Raw genomic sequence first — 16,705 nt, 5'->3', positions numbered from 1 at the left:
TAACAGTCGTTAATCTTTATCTAATTCAGCACAGTGGAAGCCGTAATATGCTATTAAAGGAACTATCATCATTGACGAGTCCGTTGAGTGAGCCGCAGTTATCACAATTGCAATTAGCACTTAATGATTTGTCACCAACGCAAACCGCGTGGGTAAGTGGATATTTGGCCGGGATAAGTCAAGCATCTGGCGCTCAAGTACAGGCACAGGGAGCTGTTTCTCAGTCGGCTCAACGAGTCACTATTTTATTTGGTTCACAAACCGGTAATGCCAAAGGCGTAGCGGAAGAACTTTATCAGCAAGCGCAAACGCAAGGTATCTCAGCCCGACTTGTGAATATGGCAGATTATAAAGCCAAAGAATTGAAAACAGAATCGCATTTGCTGATTGTCGCGAGTACCAATGGTGAGGGCGAAGCGCCAGATGATGCTGTTGCTTTCCATGAGTTCTTAGCCTCTAAAAAAGCCCCTAAAGTACCAGATCTTAAATACAGTGTCTGTGCATTAGGCGATTCAAGTTATGAGTTCTATTGTCAAACCGGTTTGGAGTTTGATGAGCGCTTAGCTGCACTGGGTGCTGAAGCGGTTGTCGCACGTGCTGACTGTGATGTTGATTATGATGATATGGTTGCTGCGTGGAGCGAACAGGCTCTTGCTGCAGTTAAAGCAACGCTAAAAGAAGTAACAACGACGGCAGCGCCGATTGCTGCTGTGGCGTCAAATCATGTTGCTAATACGTATACAAAAAAGAAGCCATTTAAAACCGAACTATTAGTGAATCAAAAGATCACTGGGCGTTTCTCTGCTAAAGATATTCGTCATGTTGAAATTGCATTAGATGATAGCGGCATTCGTTATCAAGCTGGCGATGCGTTAGGGATCTGGTTTAAGAATGATCCTGTGCTTGTCGATGCGATTTTAGACCAACTGGAATTAGATGGTACCGAAACGGTTACCGTCGCAAATGAAACTGACACTTTACGCGATGCACTGATTAATCGTTTCGAATTAACCCAGAGTTATCCAAGTTTCATTCAGGCTTATGCGGAACTATCTGGTTCAAAGAAATTAGCTAAATTACTCGATGATAAAGCAGCCTTACGTCACTATTGTTATGGTCGTCAAATCTTAGATGTGATTGATGAAAAGAAAGCAAAATTAACCGCAGAACAACTTATTAGTGGTTTACGCAAACTAACGCCACGTCTTTACTCCATTGCTTCGAGTCCTAATGAAGCTGAAGGTGAAGTGCATTTGACTGTTGCAGTGGTTGATTATCAGCAAAACGGTGAACAGCGTATTGGTGGAGCTTCTGGTTTCCTGCAACGTCTCGAAGAAGGTGCTGAGGTTGAGGTTTTTGTTGAACACAACGATAACTTCCGTCTACCAAATAACGATGACACAGCTGTGATTATGATTGGTCCTGGTACCGGGATCGCACCATTCCGTGCTTTTTTACAAGAACGTGACGTACGTGAAGCAGCCGGGAATAATTGGTTATTCTTTGGTAACCAACACTTTACTGATGATTTCTTGTATCAAACCGAATGGCAGGGCTACTTGAAATCGGGTCTATTGACTAAAATGGATGTGGCTTTCTCACGCGATCAAGCAGAGAAAGTTTATGTGCAAGACCGTTTACGTGAAAATGCGGCAGAGCTGTATGCCTGGTTAGAGCAAGGCGCCCATGTTTATGTTTGCGGTGATGGCGATAGAATGGCGAAAGATGTCAATGAAGCATTGATCGAAATTGTAGCAGAACAAGGTAAATTAGCGCGTAGCGAAGCAGAAGAGTATGTTGCTGAACTACGTCGAAATAAACGTTATCAGAGGGATGTGTACTGATGAACGACAAAAAATTAGCGGTTAATGAACGCATTAAAACAGAAAGTAATTTTTTACGCGGCACCATTGCTGAAGGCTTAGCAGATCAAATCACAGGCGGACTGTCAGATGATGATATGCAATTAACGAAGTTTCATGGTTTTTATCAGCAAGATGATCGTGATATTCGTGCCGAGCGTCAGAAACAAAAATTAGAACCTCGTCATAGCTTTATGCTACGAGCGCGTGTTCCCGGTGGTATTTGTACTCCTGAGCAATGGTTAGAGATAGATCGTATTGCCAGTGACTTAACTATCTATGGCAGTATCCGTCTGACGACACGTCAAACATTTCAGTACCATGGTATTTTAAAGCCACAAGTGAAACCATTGATCCAAGCATTAGGTTCGGTTAACTTGGATTCGATTGCCGCCTGTGGTGATGTTAACCGTAATGTAATGTGTACACCGAACCCGGTTGAATCAGCATTACACCAAGAAGCTTATGCGTGGGCTACTCGTTTAAGTGATGACTTGTTACCAAATACCAATGCCTATGCAGAATTATGGCTAGACGGTGAAAAAGTGCATAGTAATGAAGTTGAACCTATGTATGGGTCTACTTACTTGCCACGTAAATTTAAGATTGCCGTTGCTATTCCGCCACACAACGACGTGGATATTCATGCCAATGATTTAAACTTTGTGGCGATTGGCGATAACGGTAAGCTCGCTGGTTTTAATGTATTAGTGGGTGGCGGTATGGGTACAACCCATGGTGATGTGAATACTTTCCCACGTTTAGCTGATGATTTTGGTTTTGTAAAACCAGAAGATGCAGTTAAAATCGCGAAAGCGGTATTAACAGTACAACGTGATTGGGGTTGCCGTACTGATCGTAAACGTGCACGTTTGAAATACACCCTGGAAGACCATGGTGTGGATAAATTCCGTGCAGAAGTCGAATTACGTTCAGGTATTAAATTTGAAACACCAAAAGCCATTGAGTTTACCACTCGTGGTGATCGCTTTGGTTGGATCAAAGGTATTGATAATAAATGGCATTTAACCCTGTTTATTGAAAATGGTCGTATCGTTGATACCGAAACCCATCCGATTAAAACCGGATTAGTTGAAATTGCTAAGATCCACAACGGTGATTTTAGAATGACCGCCAACCAAAACTTAATCATTGCAGGTGTGGCTGAACAGGATAAAGAACAAATAGAACGTCTGGCACGTTTATATGGTCTGTATTCAGATAAATTAAGTCAGCAACGCTTAAACTCAATGGCGTGTGTTGCACTGCCAACATGTGCGTTAGCGATGGCTGAAGCAGAGCGTTATTTACCGTCGTTGGTGACTAAAGTTGAAGATTTACTCACTAAACACGGCATTCCTGACGAACACTTTGTGATGCGCATGACGGGCTGTCCCAATGGCTGTGCTCGTCCATTCTTAGCAGAAGTTGGCTTTGTTGGTAAAGGGCCAGGCAAATACAATATGTATTTGGGCGCAAAGAATAACGGCATGCGTTTAAACAAGATGTACCGAGAAAATATTGGTGAAGCAGAGATCTTAGCGATCCTTGATACATTAATTGCGGCATGGGCAAGTAACGCCTTACCAGATGAACGTTTTGGTGATTTTGTGGTGCGCAGTGGCGTGATTAAACCTGTGATTATTGCGTCGAGAGATTTCCATGGCTAAATTGAACTTAGATGAATTATTAAGGTTAGACAAGGCAGGCCAGAAAGCAGCTTTAACCGTGGTTAATGCTCTGCTAGAAGCGATGACAGCGCAGCAACGTGTTGGTTGGGCTGTTACTGAGTTGGGTGACAAATTAGTATTGTCATCGAGCTTTGGTATTCAAGCCGCCGTGTGTTTGCATTTGTTAACGCAGTTTAAAGCTGATATTCCGGTGATTTTAACCGATACCGGGTACTTATTCCCGGAGACATATCAGTTTATTGATGAGTTAACTCAACAACTCAGCCTTAATTTACAGATATATAGCGCGCCGCAGTCTGCTGCTTGGCAGGAATCGCGTTATGGTAAATTGTGGGAACAAGGTGTTGAGGGCATTACCCAATACAATGTGCTTAATAAAGTTGAACCAATGAAACGTGCGCTGAAAGAATTGGGGGCACAAGTATGGTTTTCTGGTTTACGTCGTAGTCAGTCATCGAGTCGCGAAGCATTACCGGTCTTGTCTATTCAAAATGGCTGTTTTAAATTTTTGCCTATTATTGATTGGAGCAATAAAGATATTCATTATTATCTGCAAGATAACGGGCTGAGTTATCATCCGTTGTGGGAGCAGAATTATGTTTCGGTCGGTGATGTGCATACGTCACAACCGCTGCAACCAGGCATGACGGAAGAAGAGACACGCTTCTTTGGTCTCAAACGTGAATGTGGTTTACATGAAGAGAGTGATGAAGTGGGTGGTAGTGGTATTTAATCGTTATGCCATCATCACCTTATCTTGATTAATAAAGCTTAGTGCTAACGTATTAGCACTAAGCTTTTTTCCATTCTGGAATAACGTTATCAATCGGTGCTGCTTTTGGTGTCGATTGTGTCTCTTCTTTTTTATCTTTTTCTGATAATGATTTATGAGCTTCATCTAATTCTTTTTTTAACTCTTCTATTTTTTGTTTGGTTTTATCCCAACTCGATTCTGCGCCTTTTTTAAAGGATTCAAACCATTCGTCACTATTATCTGTACTTTTTTCTAATAGCTCATCGGTTTTACCTTTTGCGGCTTCCATGGCTTTATTTGTTGCTTCTTTGGTTTTATCCCATGCTTCCCCCATCGCTTCTTTAGAGGCATTCCATGCGTCGTCTGCGCTACTGGCTTGCGTCGAAAATGTCGAAAAGCTACTGGCTAGGCTGATTATTAAAATGGCCATTTTTTTCATCATCACTCGCTTATCTTTCATCGGATTGTTTATATAACTAAATTGTAGCAAATATTGCTGGGCAGCGTCATCCCTCAATGGATATATACCCAAGCTACTTCAAGATGCACAATCAGCAAACCGAAAGGAAAGGAGATTCAAGGCATGAAGTCGAAGATTTAATTATTCTAAATTAAGACTTCATAACGCCGAAGATTCATTCTTTCGGCTTGCCCTACGGGAGGCGAGCAGAAATAGCAGCACAGCGTTACAACATTTGAAAATGGAATAACCATTCTCTACATATTGCGCCTTGTACTGTTATCCCTGCTCGTCTCTGATATAGCATCTTGAAGTAACTTGGGTATACACCTGTTGTTACTGCGATGGGATTAATGCAATCGATACGTTATATTAGTATGTTAGCTACAAAAAAGCCAAGTTAGAGACTTGGCTTTGTGATAACTGTTCGCTGACGCAATGCAAATGAGTCAATCGATATAGCCTGGTTTAGCTTACTTTGTTGGGATTGCTTTTAGGATCGCCTGTAAGTATTTCCAGAACATATCAACAGTGGTGATATTTACTTTCTCATCAGGTGAGTGTGGGAAGCAAATGGTTGGACCGAATGATGCCATATCCATGTTTGGATATGATGTTTTGAATAAACCACATTCAAGACCAGCATGGATCACCATAATTTTTGGTACAGAACCAAACTCTTTTTCATATACGTCACGCATTATTTGCATAATTGGTGATGTTGTATCTGGTTTCCAACCTGGGTAAGCGCCGTCAAGCACAACCTTACCGCCAGCTAATTCAAATACCGAGGCAATCATTTCTTGTGCATCAATGCGGCAAGAGTCAGATAATGAGCGGATTAAACATTTGATAAAGACGTTATCAGTTTGTGTTTCTACGACACCTAGATTGGATGATGTTTCAACCACACCTTCAACTTCGTCACTCATGCGTACAACGCCGTTAAATACCCCATTTAATGCCGCGATAAGACGAGTTTGGCAATCGACGGTTAATACTTGTGGTTGCTCAACAATTGGCGTTAAGGTTACTTCGATAAACGGTTCTGTTGCGCTGAGTTCTTTTTTTATTGCTTGGGTGAAAAATTCCAAGCAGGCTTTAAATTCTTCACGTTGTGCTGGTGCTACGGTAACAATCGCGAAGGCTTCTCGTGGGATAGCGTTACGTAACGTACCGCCATTGATGGTTGCTAGACGAACCGCGATGTCACGACCTGCTTCTTTTAGGAAACGGGCTAATAGTTTGTTGGCATTACCACGGCCTAGGTGGATATCAACACCAGAGTGACCGCCTTTTAAACCTTTAATAACAATTTCAAATGTTTGATGATCGCTTGGCGCGGCTTCATGTTGCAGTGGGAACTGAATGTTAGCGTCAATGCCGCCCGCACAACCCATGTATACTTCGCCTTCGTCTTCTGAATCTGTATTTAGTAGGATGTCACCTTCTAACCAACCGGCTTCAAGACCAAACGCGCCAGTCATACCGGCTTCTTCATCGATAGTGACAAGTACTTCGAGTGGACCATGTTCAATATTGTCTGAAAAGATAACGGCAAGACTGGCTGCTAGACCAATACCATTATCAGCGCCTAATGTTGTACCACGGGCTGTTACCCATTCACCATCAACATAGGCATCAATAGGATCAGTAACAAAGTTATGTTCGATGTCAGAATTTTTTTGCGGAACCATGTCCATGTGCGCTTGTAATACCACACCTTTACGATCTTCCATACCAGCGGTCGCAGATTTACGTAGGATAAGGTTGCCCACTTTGTCTTCTTTGCATTCAATATTATGATCTTTCGCTAATTTTTGGATCCACGCAGAGACTTTTTCTTCATGCTTTGAAGGACGTGGGTGGGCACACATTTGCTCAAAAATATGCCAGACAACTTGCGGTTCTAAATTACTTAAATTTGCCACTACAGTAGCTCCTTAGTTGGAATTAATCATTATACTTAGCATGAGACAAAGGATGTTCCAGTTTATTGAGATAGTAAAGCGTAATATTCCAAATCCACTGTGTTAATCTATAGTTATGCGATACCGTAAACAAGTTGTCGCCTTATAATACTCCATAGGAGGTAATTGCTAGCTAATAACTTGTCCTGATGGTCAAGTGCTGGTATCTTTACGGGTTGCAAATTGTGTGTACAAAGTCGGATTTTTGTACGTAAACCCTTCGTTGATGATTTTATATAGCTATACCTTAGTTCGTTCGCTAAGTGTATATAGAGGTTGGTTAAATGAGTGATAAATTTATAGTATCTTGGGATGATTTACAGCGTGATACGCGTAAACTTGCTCGTAAGCTTCTGCCTGCAACACAGTGGAAAGGTATCATTGCGGTTAGTCGTGGTGGTTTAGTACCTGCAGCCATTCTTGCTCGTGAATTAGACTTACGTCATGTTGATACTGTATGTATCTCAAGCTACGACCACGATCATCAGCGTGATATAACAGTATTAAAATCAGCACCAGGTGATGGTGAAGGTTTTATTATTATTGATGATTTAGTTGATAGTGGTGAAACAGCGAAGAAAATTCGCCAAATGTACCCTAAAGGCAAATTTGTTACTGTCTATGCAAAGCCCCTTGGTGAGCATTTAGTGGATGATTTTGTTACTGCTATTAGCCAGGATACTTGGATTGAGTTACCTTGGGATATGGTGATTGAATTTGTAGAACCAATCTGCAAACAAGATTAATTAAACCACCGAGAATATACGTCAGACTGTATTCTCGTTATTAAATAGTGTCGTAAATTTCGGTTCTGTATTAAACCGATATTATATACTGTGAAAACCTTGTTTTTTAGTCGTATAATTTGACCTTATTTTATTGTCAACTATACTTAACAGTTATCCCCCAACATTTATAGTGAATCATTTATAGCGCATAACTCATCACGAACAGTACTTAAGAGATAATCATTATGGTAATACCGACTGATCCCAATTTGATTTATTTTCGTAAACGTATTCGTATTTTAAATGCTCTAGGCCCTTATTTAAGAGAACATAATTGCCAACCTACTTCTTTTTACTTCGATTGTTTTAGTGTCTGTATTGATGCCAATATTGAATCTCAAGAACGTGAGTTTTACGGTTGGTGGTTAGAGATGAATTTAGTCGATGATACGTTTGAATATCAATATCAGTTTGGCACGTATAATAAAGCCGGTAAGTGGCTTGTAACGCCAATTCCTAAAACGTTGCAACGAGATGTCACAAAATCACTTAATGTATTCTATGAGAAATTATCTGTTTGTTTGACAGAGCAGTTGAACTTTAATCTAAAACCGTCCTCTATATTGGCGAAGACCTTGATCTTGTCTGCGGCATAGCATCTTGATTATGTCGTTATTTTCATAAATTCTATCCAGTTCTTCGGTTTGATGATCAATGCAGCGGTCGATTTGATAAAAGTACAGTGTTTCGCTGTACTTCCCCGTCTATCAAGCTTTACCCTATTGTATAAAAGTGCTTCTCAGGTCAAAATAGTCATTAAGTTAGTAACGAGAATGAGTTAAATGGCTAAGAAAACCATAGTGGTGAAGTTAGGAACCAGTGTATTAACCAGTGGCACGGAAAAAATAGATCGTGCCCACATGGTTGAGTTGGTTCGTCAATGTGCGCAATTGTACAAGCAAGGGCATGATATTATAGTGGTAACGTCTGGTGCGATTGCTGCCGGACGTGAACATTTAGGTGCTCCTGAATTGGCCCCCACCATGGCAAATAAGCAGATGTTGGCCGCGGTTGGTCAAAGTCAGCTTATTTTTATTTGGCAAAGCCTGTTTAACATCTACGGTCTCAATGTCGGCCAGATGTTATTAACACGTGCTGATCTTGATGATCGTGAACGATTTTTAAATGCGCGCGATACCATGCGGGCATTATTAGACAACCGTATTGTGCCGATTATTAATGAAAATGATGCGGTCGCTACAGCTGAAATTAAAGTGGGTGATAATGATAATTTATCGGCTCTTGCGGCTATTTTAGCGAACGCAGATACGTTAATGCTGTTAACCGATCAAGAAGGCTTGTTTACCGCTGATCCACGTAATAATCCGGATGCGAAGTTGATTGAAGTTGTTGATGTGATTGATGATGAGATACGTCAATTAGCGGGCGGCACTGTCGGCTGTCTTGGTACTGGTGGTATGGCGACTAAGTTGCAAGCAGCTGAAATTGCTTGTCGATCAGGTATTGATGTGGTGATCGCGGCAGGTTTTGCCAAAGATGTGGTACTACGTATTGCTGCTGGCAAGCGTGTTGGTACCTTATTCCCTTCGCATATCAGTCCACTAGAAAGTCGTAAACAATGGATCTTAGCAGGACCGACACCATCGGGTATTGTTATTATTGATGATGGCGCTGTGAATGCGATAACGCAAAATGGCAGTAGTTTATTACCGAAAGGTATTACCGCAGTATCGGCAAATTTTAAACGTGGCGATGTGATCCAATTACAATCCCTGCAAGGTAAATTACTTGGGCGTGGCATCTGCCGTTATACCAGTGATGAGCTTGCAACAATTGCAGGTTGCCATTCGTGTGATATCGAAAGCAAGTTAGGTTACGGCTACGGTGCTGTTGCCATCCATCGTGATGATTTAGTTTTATTTTAAGGAAGATAACGTGTTACAAGAATTAGGAAAAAAAGCCAAGCTTGCGAGTTATGAATTAGCCACATTAACCACTGCACAGAAGAATTACGCTCTCGAATGTATTGCGTGTGAACTAGAAAATAGCCAAGTAGAGATCTTAGTCGCGAATGCGAAAGATATTGCTGCCGGTAAAGCCAATGGTTTAACCGATGCGTTACTAGACCGTCTATTATTAACAGAAGTAAGACTGACGGCGATCATTGCTGATGTACGTGGTGTGATTGCATTACCCGATCCAGTGGGAGCAGAATCTGAAGGTAAGGTATTAGAAAACGGCTTACGTTTATCGAAACGTCGTATTCCATTAGGCGTGATTGGCGTAATTTATGAAGCGCGTCCCAATGTGACGATTGATATTGCGGCGTTAAGCTTAAAAACAGGTAATGCGGCTATTTTACGTGGCGGTAAAGAAACCGTTCATTCAAATCTAGCGTTGGTGAGTGTGATCCAAGCCGCGTTAGCAAAAGCGCAGTTACCAACGGACTCGATCCAAGTAATTGCCGATCCAAACCGTGAGCTGGTTACTGCGTTATTGAAAATGGATAAATATGTCGACATGATCATCCCTCGTGGTGGCCCAGGTTTACATCGTTTATGCCAAGAGCAGAGTACCATCCCGGTGATCACCGGAGGTATGGGTATTTGTCATGCGTTTGTTGATGCATCTGCTAAGGTTGAAGATGCACTAGCGATCATTGAAAATGCCAAGGTCCAACGTCCTTCGGCTTGTAATGCATTAGATACGGTATTAGTGCATAAAGACATTGCTGAAAGCTTCTTGCCATTACTCGCTGAACGTTTAGCCGCAAACGCAGTGGAATTACGTGCTGAACCAAAAGCGCATATTATATTATCCAACGTGAATGCAAAGAATTTACATGTGGCAACCGCGGATTGTTTTGATCAAGAATGGCTCGCGCTGGTGTTAGGCGTTAAAGTGGTCGCTGATGTTGAAGAAGCGATTATTCATATTCGTGAGCATTCAACAGAGCACTCAGATGCGATTTTAACGGATAACTTAACCAATGCGACGCGTTTCTTAAACGCGGTTAACTCAGCAGCTGTTTACGTGAATGCAAGTACGCGTTTCACTGATGGCAGCCAGTTTGGTTTAGGCGCTGAAGTTGCGGTATCAACACAAAAATTACATGCGCGTGGTCCGATGGGCTTAGAAGAATTAACAACGTATAAATGGATTGCAATTGGTGATGGTTTAATTCGTCCGTAAGCATCTTACTGTGTTGCTAATTTGATAAAGTGCTCAGGCAGTCCGTGATATGTGACTGCCTTTTTTATATCTCGGGTGATGACACATGGAGGAGCCTATGGCTCAACAAGCGGTAAACAAACTAGCGTCACGGTTTAATGCATCAGCAGTATTAGCGGCCGCTTTGATTGCAGCCAGTTTAAGCTATTTCTCCTATGCGGTACTGAAATTGACCAAAGAAGTGGCTGAAGTTCGACAGGCATTACCGGATATATTGCAGAAGTTTGATGATATTTCGGTACAAATACCGGCGATAGTGGCACAAGTCGAGATGATAAATGCGCAAAGCATCCCGAATATCTTAATCGAAGTTGCAGCGGTGCGTTTAGCGGTGCCCGCTATTCTCGCTGAAGTGGCGGCAGTGCGTGCTGAGTTACCTGCGTTATTAAAGCAAGTTAATGCGGTTAATAAGCAGATCCCTGCGATGCTGAAACGTGTGGATGCGGTGAACAAGCGCGTGGATGGTATTAACCAATTGATCCCACTAATTTTAACTCAGATTGAAAAAGTACGGGTGGATATACCATCAACGCTCACACGTGTTGAGGCCTTGGTTGAAGCCAGTGATAAGATTGGTGAAAATGCCTCGAAAGGGGCGGCAAAAGGCGCAATTAAAGGTATTTTAGAAATGCCTATCGATGCGACGAAACGGTTACTTAGCGTACCGGGTGCTTATTTTGACTCGGATTAAAAAAGTCGGCTAAATAGTGTTAGGCGCTGGATAGTTAAATCGTGATGTGAAGTTTACTGATTTGCTATGGATAGGGGTAAATCAACGCTAACAGCGAACATATATTATCGTGTTAGCGTTGATAAAACACAGGTTAAGGTTAACTAACCTCTTTGCCTTGTGCTTGTAAGTCTGCATGGTATGAAGAACGCACGAATGGACCGCAAGCAGCATGCTCAAAGCCAACTTCTTTTGCAAGTGCACCAAGTGCATCAAAGTCGTCTGGGTGAACGTAGCGTTTCACTGGCAAGTGATGACGGCTAGGTTGTAAATATTGACCTAGTGTCAACATCGTTACGCCATTCTCAGCAAGATCTTTAATTACTTCTGCAATCTCTTCGTTGGTTTCACCCAAGCCCATCATTAGACCTGACTTAGTTGGAACGTTTGGATGCATTTCTTTAAAGCGTTTAAGTAAACGTAAAGACCACTGATAATCAGAACCAGGACGCGCCATTTTGTAATGTTGTGGTGCAGTTTCTAGGTTGTGGTTAAATACATCGGGTGGAGTATCTTTAAAGATTTCTAATGCTTTATCCATACGGCCTTTGAAATCTGGAACTAAAATTTCGATTTTTATTTCAGGGTTAAGTAAGCGGATCTCACGGATACAATCGACAAAATGTTGTGCGCCACCATCACGTAAATCATCACGATCTACAGAGGTAATAACCACGTATTTTAGCTTCATTTTGGCAATCGTTTGTGCTAATTTCAGCGGTTCTTCGGCAACAAGTGGTAATGGTTTACCATGAGCAACATCGCAGAATGGGCAGCGACGAGTACAGATTGCGCCCATGATCATAAAGGTCGCAGTACCGTGGTTAAAGCACTCAGTAAGGTTTGGACAAGATGCTTCTTCACAAACTGAATGCAGGTTGTTTTCACGCATCACAGCTTTAATTTCTTGGATACGAGCAGAGCTTTTCGGTAGGCGGATCTTCAGCCACGATGGCTTACGCAGGATCTCATCATTCTCAGTAGCAATAATTTTGACTGGAATTTTAGCCATTTTATCGGCGTCGCGAAGTTTAACGCCTGGCTCTAATCGAACGGTTTTACTCATGGCTCTGTTAATCCATCTTTGAAAGTTAATTGGGTGTATTCTAGCAGGGAACATAGGTGTTCGACTAGCTTAGGTTGTATCTCTTCTAAGCTGGTAGCACCACCCAGATCACTTGTTTGGGTCATTTCCATACCCGCATAACCACAAGGGTTAATACGCAAAAAAGGGGATAAGTCCATGTTTACATTAAGCGCTAAACCATGGAACGAACGGCCTTTTCTGATCCTTAAACCTAATGAAGCAACTTTTTTGTCAGCAACATAAACACCGGGTGCATCTGCACGAGGGTAGGCTTCAATATCTGTTTCTGCCAGTGTGGCAATAATACCATTCTCGATGTGGCTGACAAGGTCTCGTACGCCAAGTTTACGGCGTTTGATATCGAGTAAGAAGTACACTACTTGCTGACCAGGGCCATGATAAGTCACTTGGCCACCACGATCGGCTTGAACGACGGGGATGTCGCCTGTGGCGTGTATATGTTCAGCTTTACCAGCTTGACCTTGGGTAAATACCGGGTCGTGCTCAACAAACCAAAGTTCATCTTCTGTGTTGTCGTCTCGGTTATCAGTAAACGACTTCATCGCGTCAAATACAGTGCTGTAAGGTTGGCGATTAAGTTGACGAATTATAATGCTATGTTCTGACAAAATATGCTCTTCTATATGATTAACAACAACGCAAAAAATCTAATTAGTCACACTAATTAGATTGTTGATATTGGTATTAGTTATTATAAAACGTGGACCACACCTGGGATCGCACCGAACGCTATGTATAAGCCTTCTATTTGATCTTTGTCTTGGACTTTAATTTTGATAGATACAGAGTTGTAAGTGCCTTTGCTGCTCTTTCTAGAGCTAGGGGCATAGTTACCTGGAACATGCTTCTGTGCCACTGCAACAATGTTATCTTCGAGTTTAGGATCGGTATTGCCGATAACTTTAAAGTTAAGTAGACAAGGAAAATCAAGCAATTCGTCGAATTTGGTATTTAAAGACATTAGTTTTTCTCGTACCTTAGAAATAATGGCAAAGGAGACAACTGCCCCCTTTGTATTCGTCATTATAATCGGGTAACGGTATCAGGGAAAGGATTAACCAAACCAACCGACAAATAATAATTTGAAATAATCAATTAATCTGCTAAACCAACTGCCTAATTCAACGTCTTCAAGTGCGATCAAATCAGCTTGAGCAATCTCTTCATCGTTAAGTTTATAGAATACTTTACCGACGATATCACCTTTAGCGATAGGTGCGCTTAGCTCTTTTTGGATCTCAAAATAAGCGGTTAAGTTTTTTGCTTGACCACGTGGTACTGTCAACGTTAATTTATTCGCTAAACCCAGTTCAATCTGCTCTTGCTCACCCATCCATACACGTTCTGCCACTATGCTTGAATTGGCTTCATGCAGGGTGACTGTTTCATAGAATCGGAAACCGAAGTTAAGCAGTTTTTTACTTTCTGCTTTACGCGCATCCGTACTTTTAGTACCCAGTACCACCGCAACTAAACGCATGTTATCTTTTGTTGCTGAAGAAACGAGGTTGTAACCTGCGCCTGAAGTATGACCGGTTTTAATGCCGTCAACGTTCATGCTTTTATCCCACAATAAGCCATTACGGTTGTATTGGGTGATGCCGTTATAGCTAAATTTCTTTTGCGAGTAAATGCGGTACTCTTCAGGTACATCACGGATAAGTGCTTGTCCTAATATCGCCATATCACGCGCGGTGGTGTATTGATCTTTGGTATCTAAACCGTGGCTATTAACAAAGTGCGTGGCATCCATACCGAGCTGTTTGCTCCATGAGTTCATCAACTGCGCAAAGGCACCTTCTGTGCCCGCAATATACTCAGCCATCGCCACGCAAGCATCATTACCAGATTGAACGATGATGCCTTGATTGAGTTTTTCTACGGTGACGGTTTTGCCAACTTCGATAAACATCTTTGATGAATCTGGGAAGTTTTTAGCCCATGCATTTTTACTGATAGTTACTTGATCGTCAAGGTTGATATTACCAGATTTTATTTCTTGGCCAATAACATAACTGGTCATCATTTTAGTTAGGCTGGCAGGTTTTAATAAATCGTCTGCATTTTTTTCTGCGATCACTTTGCCTGAATCAAAATCAATTAATATGAATGCTTTAGCTGCCACAACGGGTGTATCTGGAATCACACTTGGTGCTGCACTTAAGGAGAAACTCGCCACTGCGAGGCTCGTTAGGATAAGTTTTTTAAATTGATTGGCCACGTTTCACTTCGCTATAATTAAGTTGGAATTAAGTCATTGATAAATTAAGTAAATAAACTTGATTAAACGGTTTTTAATCAAGTTTATTCGAACCATTCAGCTAGTCTATCAAACTAGCTGAATGGTTGTCTTACTATTTAAAGTTTATTTATTAGATACAGTTTTACTGGAAAGTTCCTTCAAAATATAAGCATTTGTATATTGTTGTTGAACTTTAGTTAATAATTCTTGTGCTTGCTCAGTATTTGAAATCGGCCCTAGCTGTACTCGATGAAACTTACCACTGATGACTAAGCGGTTTTCGGTGCTGTATTGCGCCCTTAAACTATCGGCAATCTGTTGCGCTTTCGCTTCACTACTAGATGCTAATACTTGAATAAACCACTGTGGTTTCGGGGTAAATAAACTGCTGTTATCGGCAGTTGGAATGATTAATTCGACATGTACATTGGCCGTGCCAGATTGCAACATATCTAATTTATACGCAGCAGCATAAGACAAATCAATAATTCGTTCGGAATGGAACGGTCCACGATCATTAACCCGCACTATCACGGTTTTATCATTACCTAGGTTGGTTACTTTTACAAAACTCGGTAGTGGTAAGTTTTTGTGTGCTGCAGACATCGAAAACATGTCATAAATTTCACCGTTTGAAGTCTTGTGACCATGAAATTTATTACCATACCAAGATGCTTTACCTTCTTGCGTTAAGATTTTGATATCTCGCCATACTTCATAATTAATGCCTCGTACCTGATAGTCCCGGTTGGCATAACGACTATAGGTTTGCGGCGTTGGTACCGCATCGGCAATATCATCAAGTTGGGGTATGTTCTCTGGTGCGTGATCATCACTGTACTGATAACGGGATGAAGAACATGCGGCCAACAAGCCGCTGATACACAGTAGAGTTAAACGCTGTTTATTGCGCATGTTTAGCTTGTTTAATCTTTTCACTTAACTGGAATACAGCCATTGCGTATAATGGGCTGTGGTTGTAACGGGTAATAGTGTAGAAGTTATCGAGGTAAACCCAATATTCATCACTATCAAGTTGTTGTAGTTTGAGTAGTTTCGCAGGGCTTGAGTCTTCAATCGTTATGGCTGGTACACGTTCATCAGACTCTTTTAATACCACTCCTGCAGCGGTTAAGTCTGCCCATGTATGTGTAATTTTTAATGATGAACTCAGTAATTCCGCTATTTTTTCACTGTCGGCTTTGACTGGATAAGCAACGGATGCACCGGTAGTCCATTTATGCTTGCTAAAGTAATTGGCAATACTGCCGATCGCATCAACAGGATCGTTGATCATGTCAACTTTACCATCACCCGAAAAATCAACGCCGTAATAGCTGTAACTTGATGAGATAAATTGACCTAAGCCCATCGCGCCCGCATATGAGCCTTGTGTTTCAGTCAGTTTCCAGCCTTGTTGTTCACTTAATTTAATGTATTGCGCGAACTCTTGACGAAAGAATTTACCACGGGATGGATAATTAAAACCCAGTGTATAAAGAGAGTCTAATACCGAAATATTACCTTTGTATTTACCATAGAAGGTTTCCACGCCCATAATGGCGACGATAACTTGGGCAGGGACGCCATATTCTGCTTCGGCTTTAGCAAAGGTAGCTTCGTATTGCTGCCAGTACTCGACACCTTTGTTAATACGACTTTCGGTAATAAAGATTGGCGCGTATTTATACCAAGGTTTTTTTTCCCAGGGTGTCTGGATCTTGGTTAAGACGTTTTCATCGAACTTTGCTTGGCCGATGGCATCGGTCAGTACTTGTTCTGAGATGTCATATTTGGTACTTAACTCTTCAACCCAAGTCTTATGCTCATTGCTTAACTCAGCACTATTAGCTTGAAACACTGCTAAACCTAGCAGCAATAATACTCTTTTACCTAGCATCTGAATTC

The 16,705-nt window shown here is 41.6% G+C and carries 16 protein-coding genes; 8 read left to right on the top strand and 8 right to left on the bottom strand.

The window, feature by feature from the left end; genetic code table 11:
- Window positions 1-47: 47 nt before the first annotated feature.
- The 3 genes from MORIYA_RS11225 to MORIYA_RS11215 are packed head-to-tail and all read left to right on the top strand — an operon-like array spanning window position 48 to window position 4,286.
- Entirely contained in the window at window positions 48-1,844 is a 1,797-nt protein-coding gene (locus MORIYA_RS11225) for an assimilatory sulfite reductase (NADPH) flavoprotein subunit (protein ID WP_112715230.1), read from the top strand.
- The gene (gene cysI, locus MORIYA_RS11220; protein WP_112715228.1) at window positions 1,844-3,532 is read left to right on the top strand and encodes an assimilatory sulfite reductase (NADPH) hemoprotein subunit; all 1,689 of its coding nucleotides are present in this window, start codon (window positions 1,844-1,846) and stop codon (window positions 3,530-3,532) included. The genes MORIYA_RS11225 and cysI overlap by 1 nt, the downstream gene beginning before the upstream one ends.
- Window positions 3,525-4,286 carry a phosphoadenylyl-sulfate reductase gene (locus MORIYA_RS11215; protein WP_112715226.1) on the top strand — a complete coding sequence of 254 codons (762 nt, stop codon included), beginning with the start codon at window positions 3,525-3,527 and terminating at the stop codon, window positions 4,284-4,286. Before cysI ends, MORIYA_RS11215 begins: the two co-directional genes overlap by 8 nt.
- 58 nt (window positions 4,287-4,344) lie before the next feature.
- Here the strand turns inward: MORIYA_RS11215 and MORIYA_RS11210 are convergent, their stop codons facing one another.
- Window positions 4,345-4,767 carry a hypothetical protein gene (locus MORIYA_RS11210; protein ID WP_232011611.1) on the bottom strand — a complete coding sequence of 141 codons (423 nt, stop codon included), beginning with the start codon at window positions 4,765-4,767 and terminating at the stop codon, window positions 4,345-4,347.
- A 473-nt stretch (window positions 4,768-5,240) separates the two neighbouring features.
- Window positions 5,241-6,698, bottom strand: coding sequence for an aminoacyl-histidine dipeptidase (locus MORIYA_RS11205; RefSeq protein ID WP_112715224.1), 1,458 nt, complete (start codon window positions 6,696-6,698; stop codon window positions 5,241-5,243).
- A gap of 323 nt (window positions 6,699-7,021) precedes the next feature.
- Between MORIYA_RS11205 and gpt the strand changes: the two genes are divergently transcribed.
- The 5 genes from gpt (at window position 7,022) to MORIYA_RS11180 (ending at window position 11,408) form a co-directional block, all read left to right on the top strand.
- A complete protein-coding gene (gene gpt / locus MORIYA_RS11200) occupies window positions 7,022-7,483 on the top strand; it encodes a xanthine phosphoribosyltransferase (RefSeq protein WP_112715222.1) in 462 nt (153 codons plus the stop codon).
- A 227-nt stretch (window positions 7,484-7,710) separates the two neighbouring features.
- Window positions 7,711-8,121, top strand: coding sequence for a sigma factor-binding protein Crl (gene crl, locus MORIYA_RS11195; protein WP_112715220.1), 411 nt, complete (start codon window positions 7,711-7,713; stop codon window positions 8,119-8,121).
- A gap of 186 nt (window positions 8,122-8,307) precedes the next feature.
- Window positions 8,308-9,411 carry a glutamate 5-kinase gene (gene proB / locus MORIYA_RS11190; protein WP_112715218.1) on the top strand — a complete coding sequence of 368 codons (1,104 nt, stop codon included), beginning with the start codon at window positions 8,308-8,310 and terminating at the stop codon, window positions 9,409-9,411.
- A 10-nt stretch (window positions 9,412-9,421) separates the two neighbouring features.
- The gene (locus MORIYA_RS11185) at window positions 9,422-10,678 is read left to right on the top strand and encodes a glutamate-5-semialdehyde dehydrogenase (RefSeq protein ID WP_112715216.1); all 1,257 of its coding nucleotides are present in this window, start codon (window positions 9,422-9,424) and stop codon (window positions 10,676-10,678) included.
- Window positions 10,679-10,775: 97 nt separating this feature from the next.
- Window positions 10,776-11,408, top strand: a complete 633-nt coding sequence (locus MORIYA_RS11180) for a hypothetical protein (protein ID WP_112715214.1) — start codon at window positions 10,776-10,778, stop codon at window positions 11,406-11,408.
- A 139-nt stretch (window positions 11,409-11,547) separates the two neighbouring features.
- Here MORIYA_RS11180 and lipA read toward each other — a convergent pair whose 3' ends face one another.
- From lipA to mltB, 6 genes are all read right to left on the bottom strand, one after another.
- Window positions 11,548-12,513: a lipoyl synthase gene (gene lipA, locus MORIYA_RS11175; RefSeq protein WP_112715212.1), complete on the bottom strand. Its 966-nt coding sequence runs from the start codon at window positions 12,511-12,513 to the stop codon at window positions 11,548-11,550.
- On the bottom strand, window positions 12,510-13,163 hold the full coding sequence (gene lipB / locus MORIYA_RS11170; RefSeq protein WP_174216924.1) for a lipoyl(octanoyl) transferase LipB: 654 nt from the start codon (window positions 13,161-13,163) through the stop codon (window positions 12,510-12,512). The genes lipA and lipB overlap by 4 nt, the downstream gene beginning before the upstream one ends.
- Before the next feature lie 83 nt (window positions 13,164-13,246).
- Complete coding sequence (ybeD, locus tag MORIYA_RS11165) at window positions 13,247-13,516, bottom strand: DUF493 family protein YbeD (protein WP_112718583.1); 270 nt, start codon at window positions 13,514-13,516, stop codon at window positions 13,247-13,249.
- A gap of 93 nt (window positions 13,517-13,609) precedes the next feature.
- The gene (locus MORIYA_RS11160) at window positions 13,610-14,776 is read right to left on the bottom strand and encodes a D-alanyl-D-alanine carboxypeptidase family protein (protein WP_112715208.1); all 1,167 of its coding nucleotides are present in this window, start codon (window positions 14,774-14,776) and stop codon (window positions 13,610-13,612) included.
- Between the two features lie 144 nt (window positions 14,777-14,920).
- Window positions 14,921-15,712, bottom strand: a complete 792-nt coding sequence (locus tag MORIYA_RS11155) for a septal ring lytic transglycosylase RlpA family protein (protein ID WP_112715206.1) — start codon at window positions 15,710-15,712, stop codon at window positions 14,921-14,923.
- On the bottom strand, window positions 15,702-16,697 hold the full coding sequence (mltB, locus tag MORIYA_RS11150) for a lytic murein transglycosylase B (RefSeq protein ID WP_112715204.1): 996 nt from the start codon (window positions 16,695-16,697) through the stop codon (window positions 15,702-15,704). The genes MORIYA_RS11155 and mltB overlap by 11 nt, the downstream gene beginning before the upstream one ends.
- Window positions 16,698-16,705: the final 8 nt, after the last annotated feature.

It is taken from the genome of Moritella yayanosii (assembly GCF_900465055.1).
Taxonomy (GTDB): Bacteria; Pseudomonadota; Gammaproteobacteria; order Enterobacterales; family Moritellaceae; genus Moritella; species Moritella yayanosii.
This window is presented reverse-complemented; position numbering and strand designations above follow the sequence as displayed.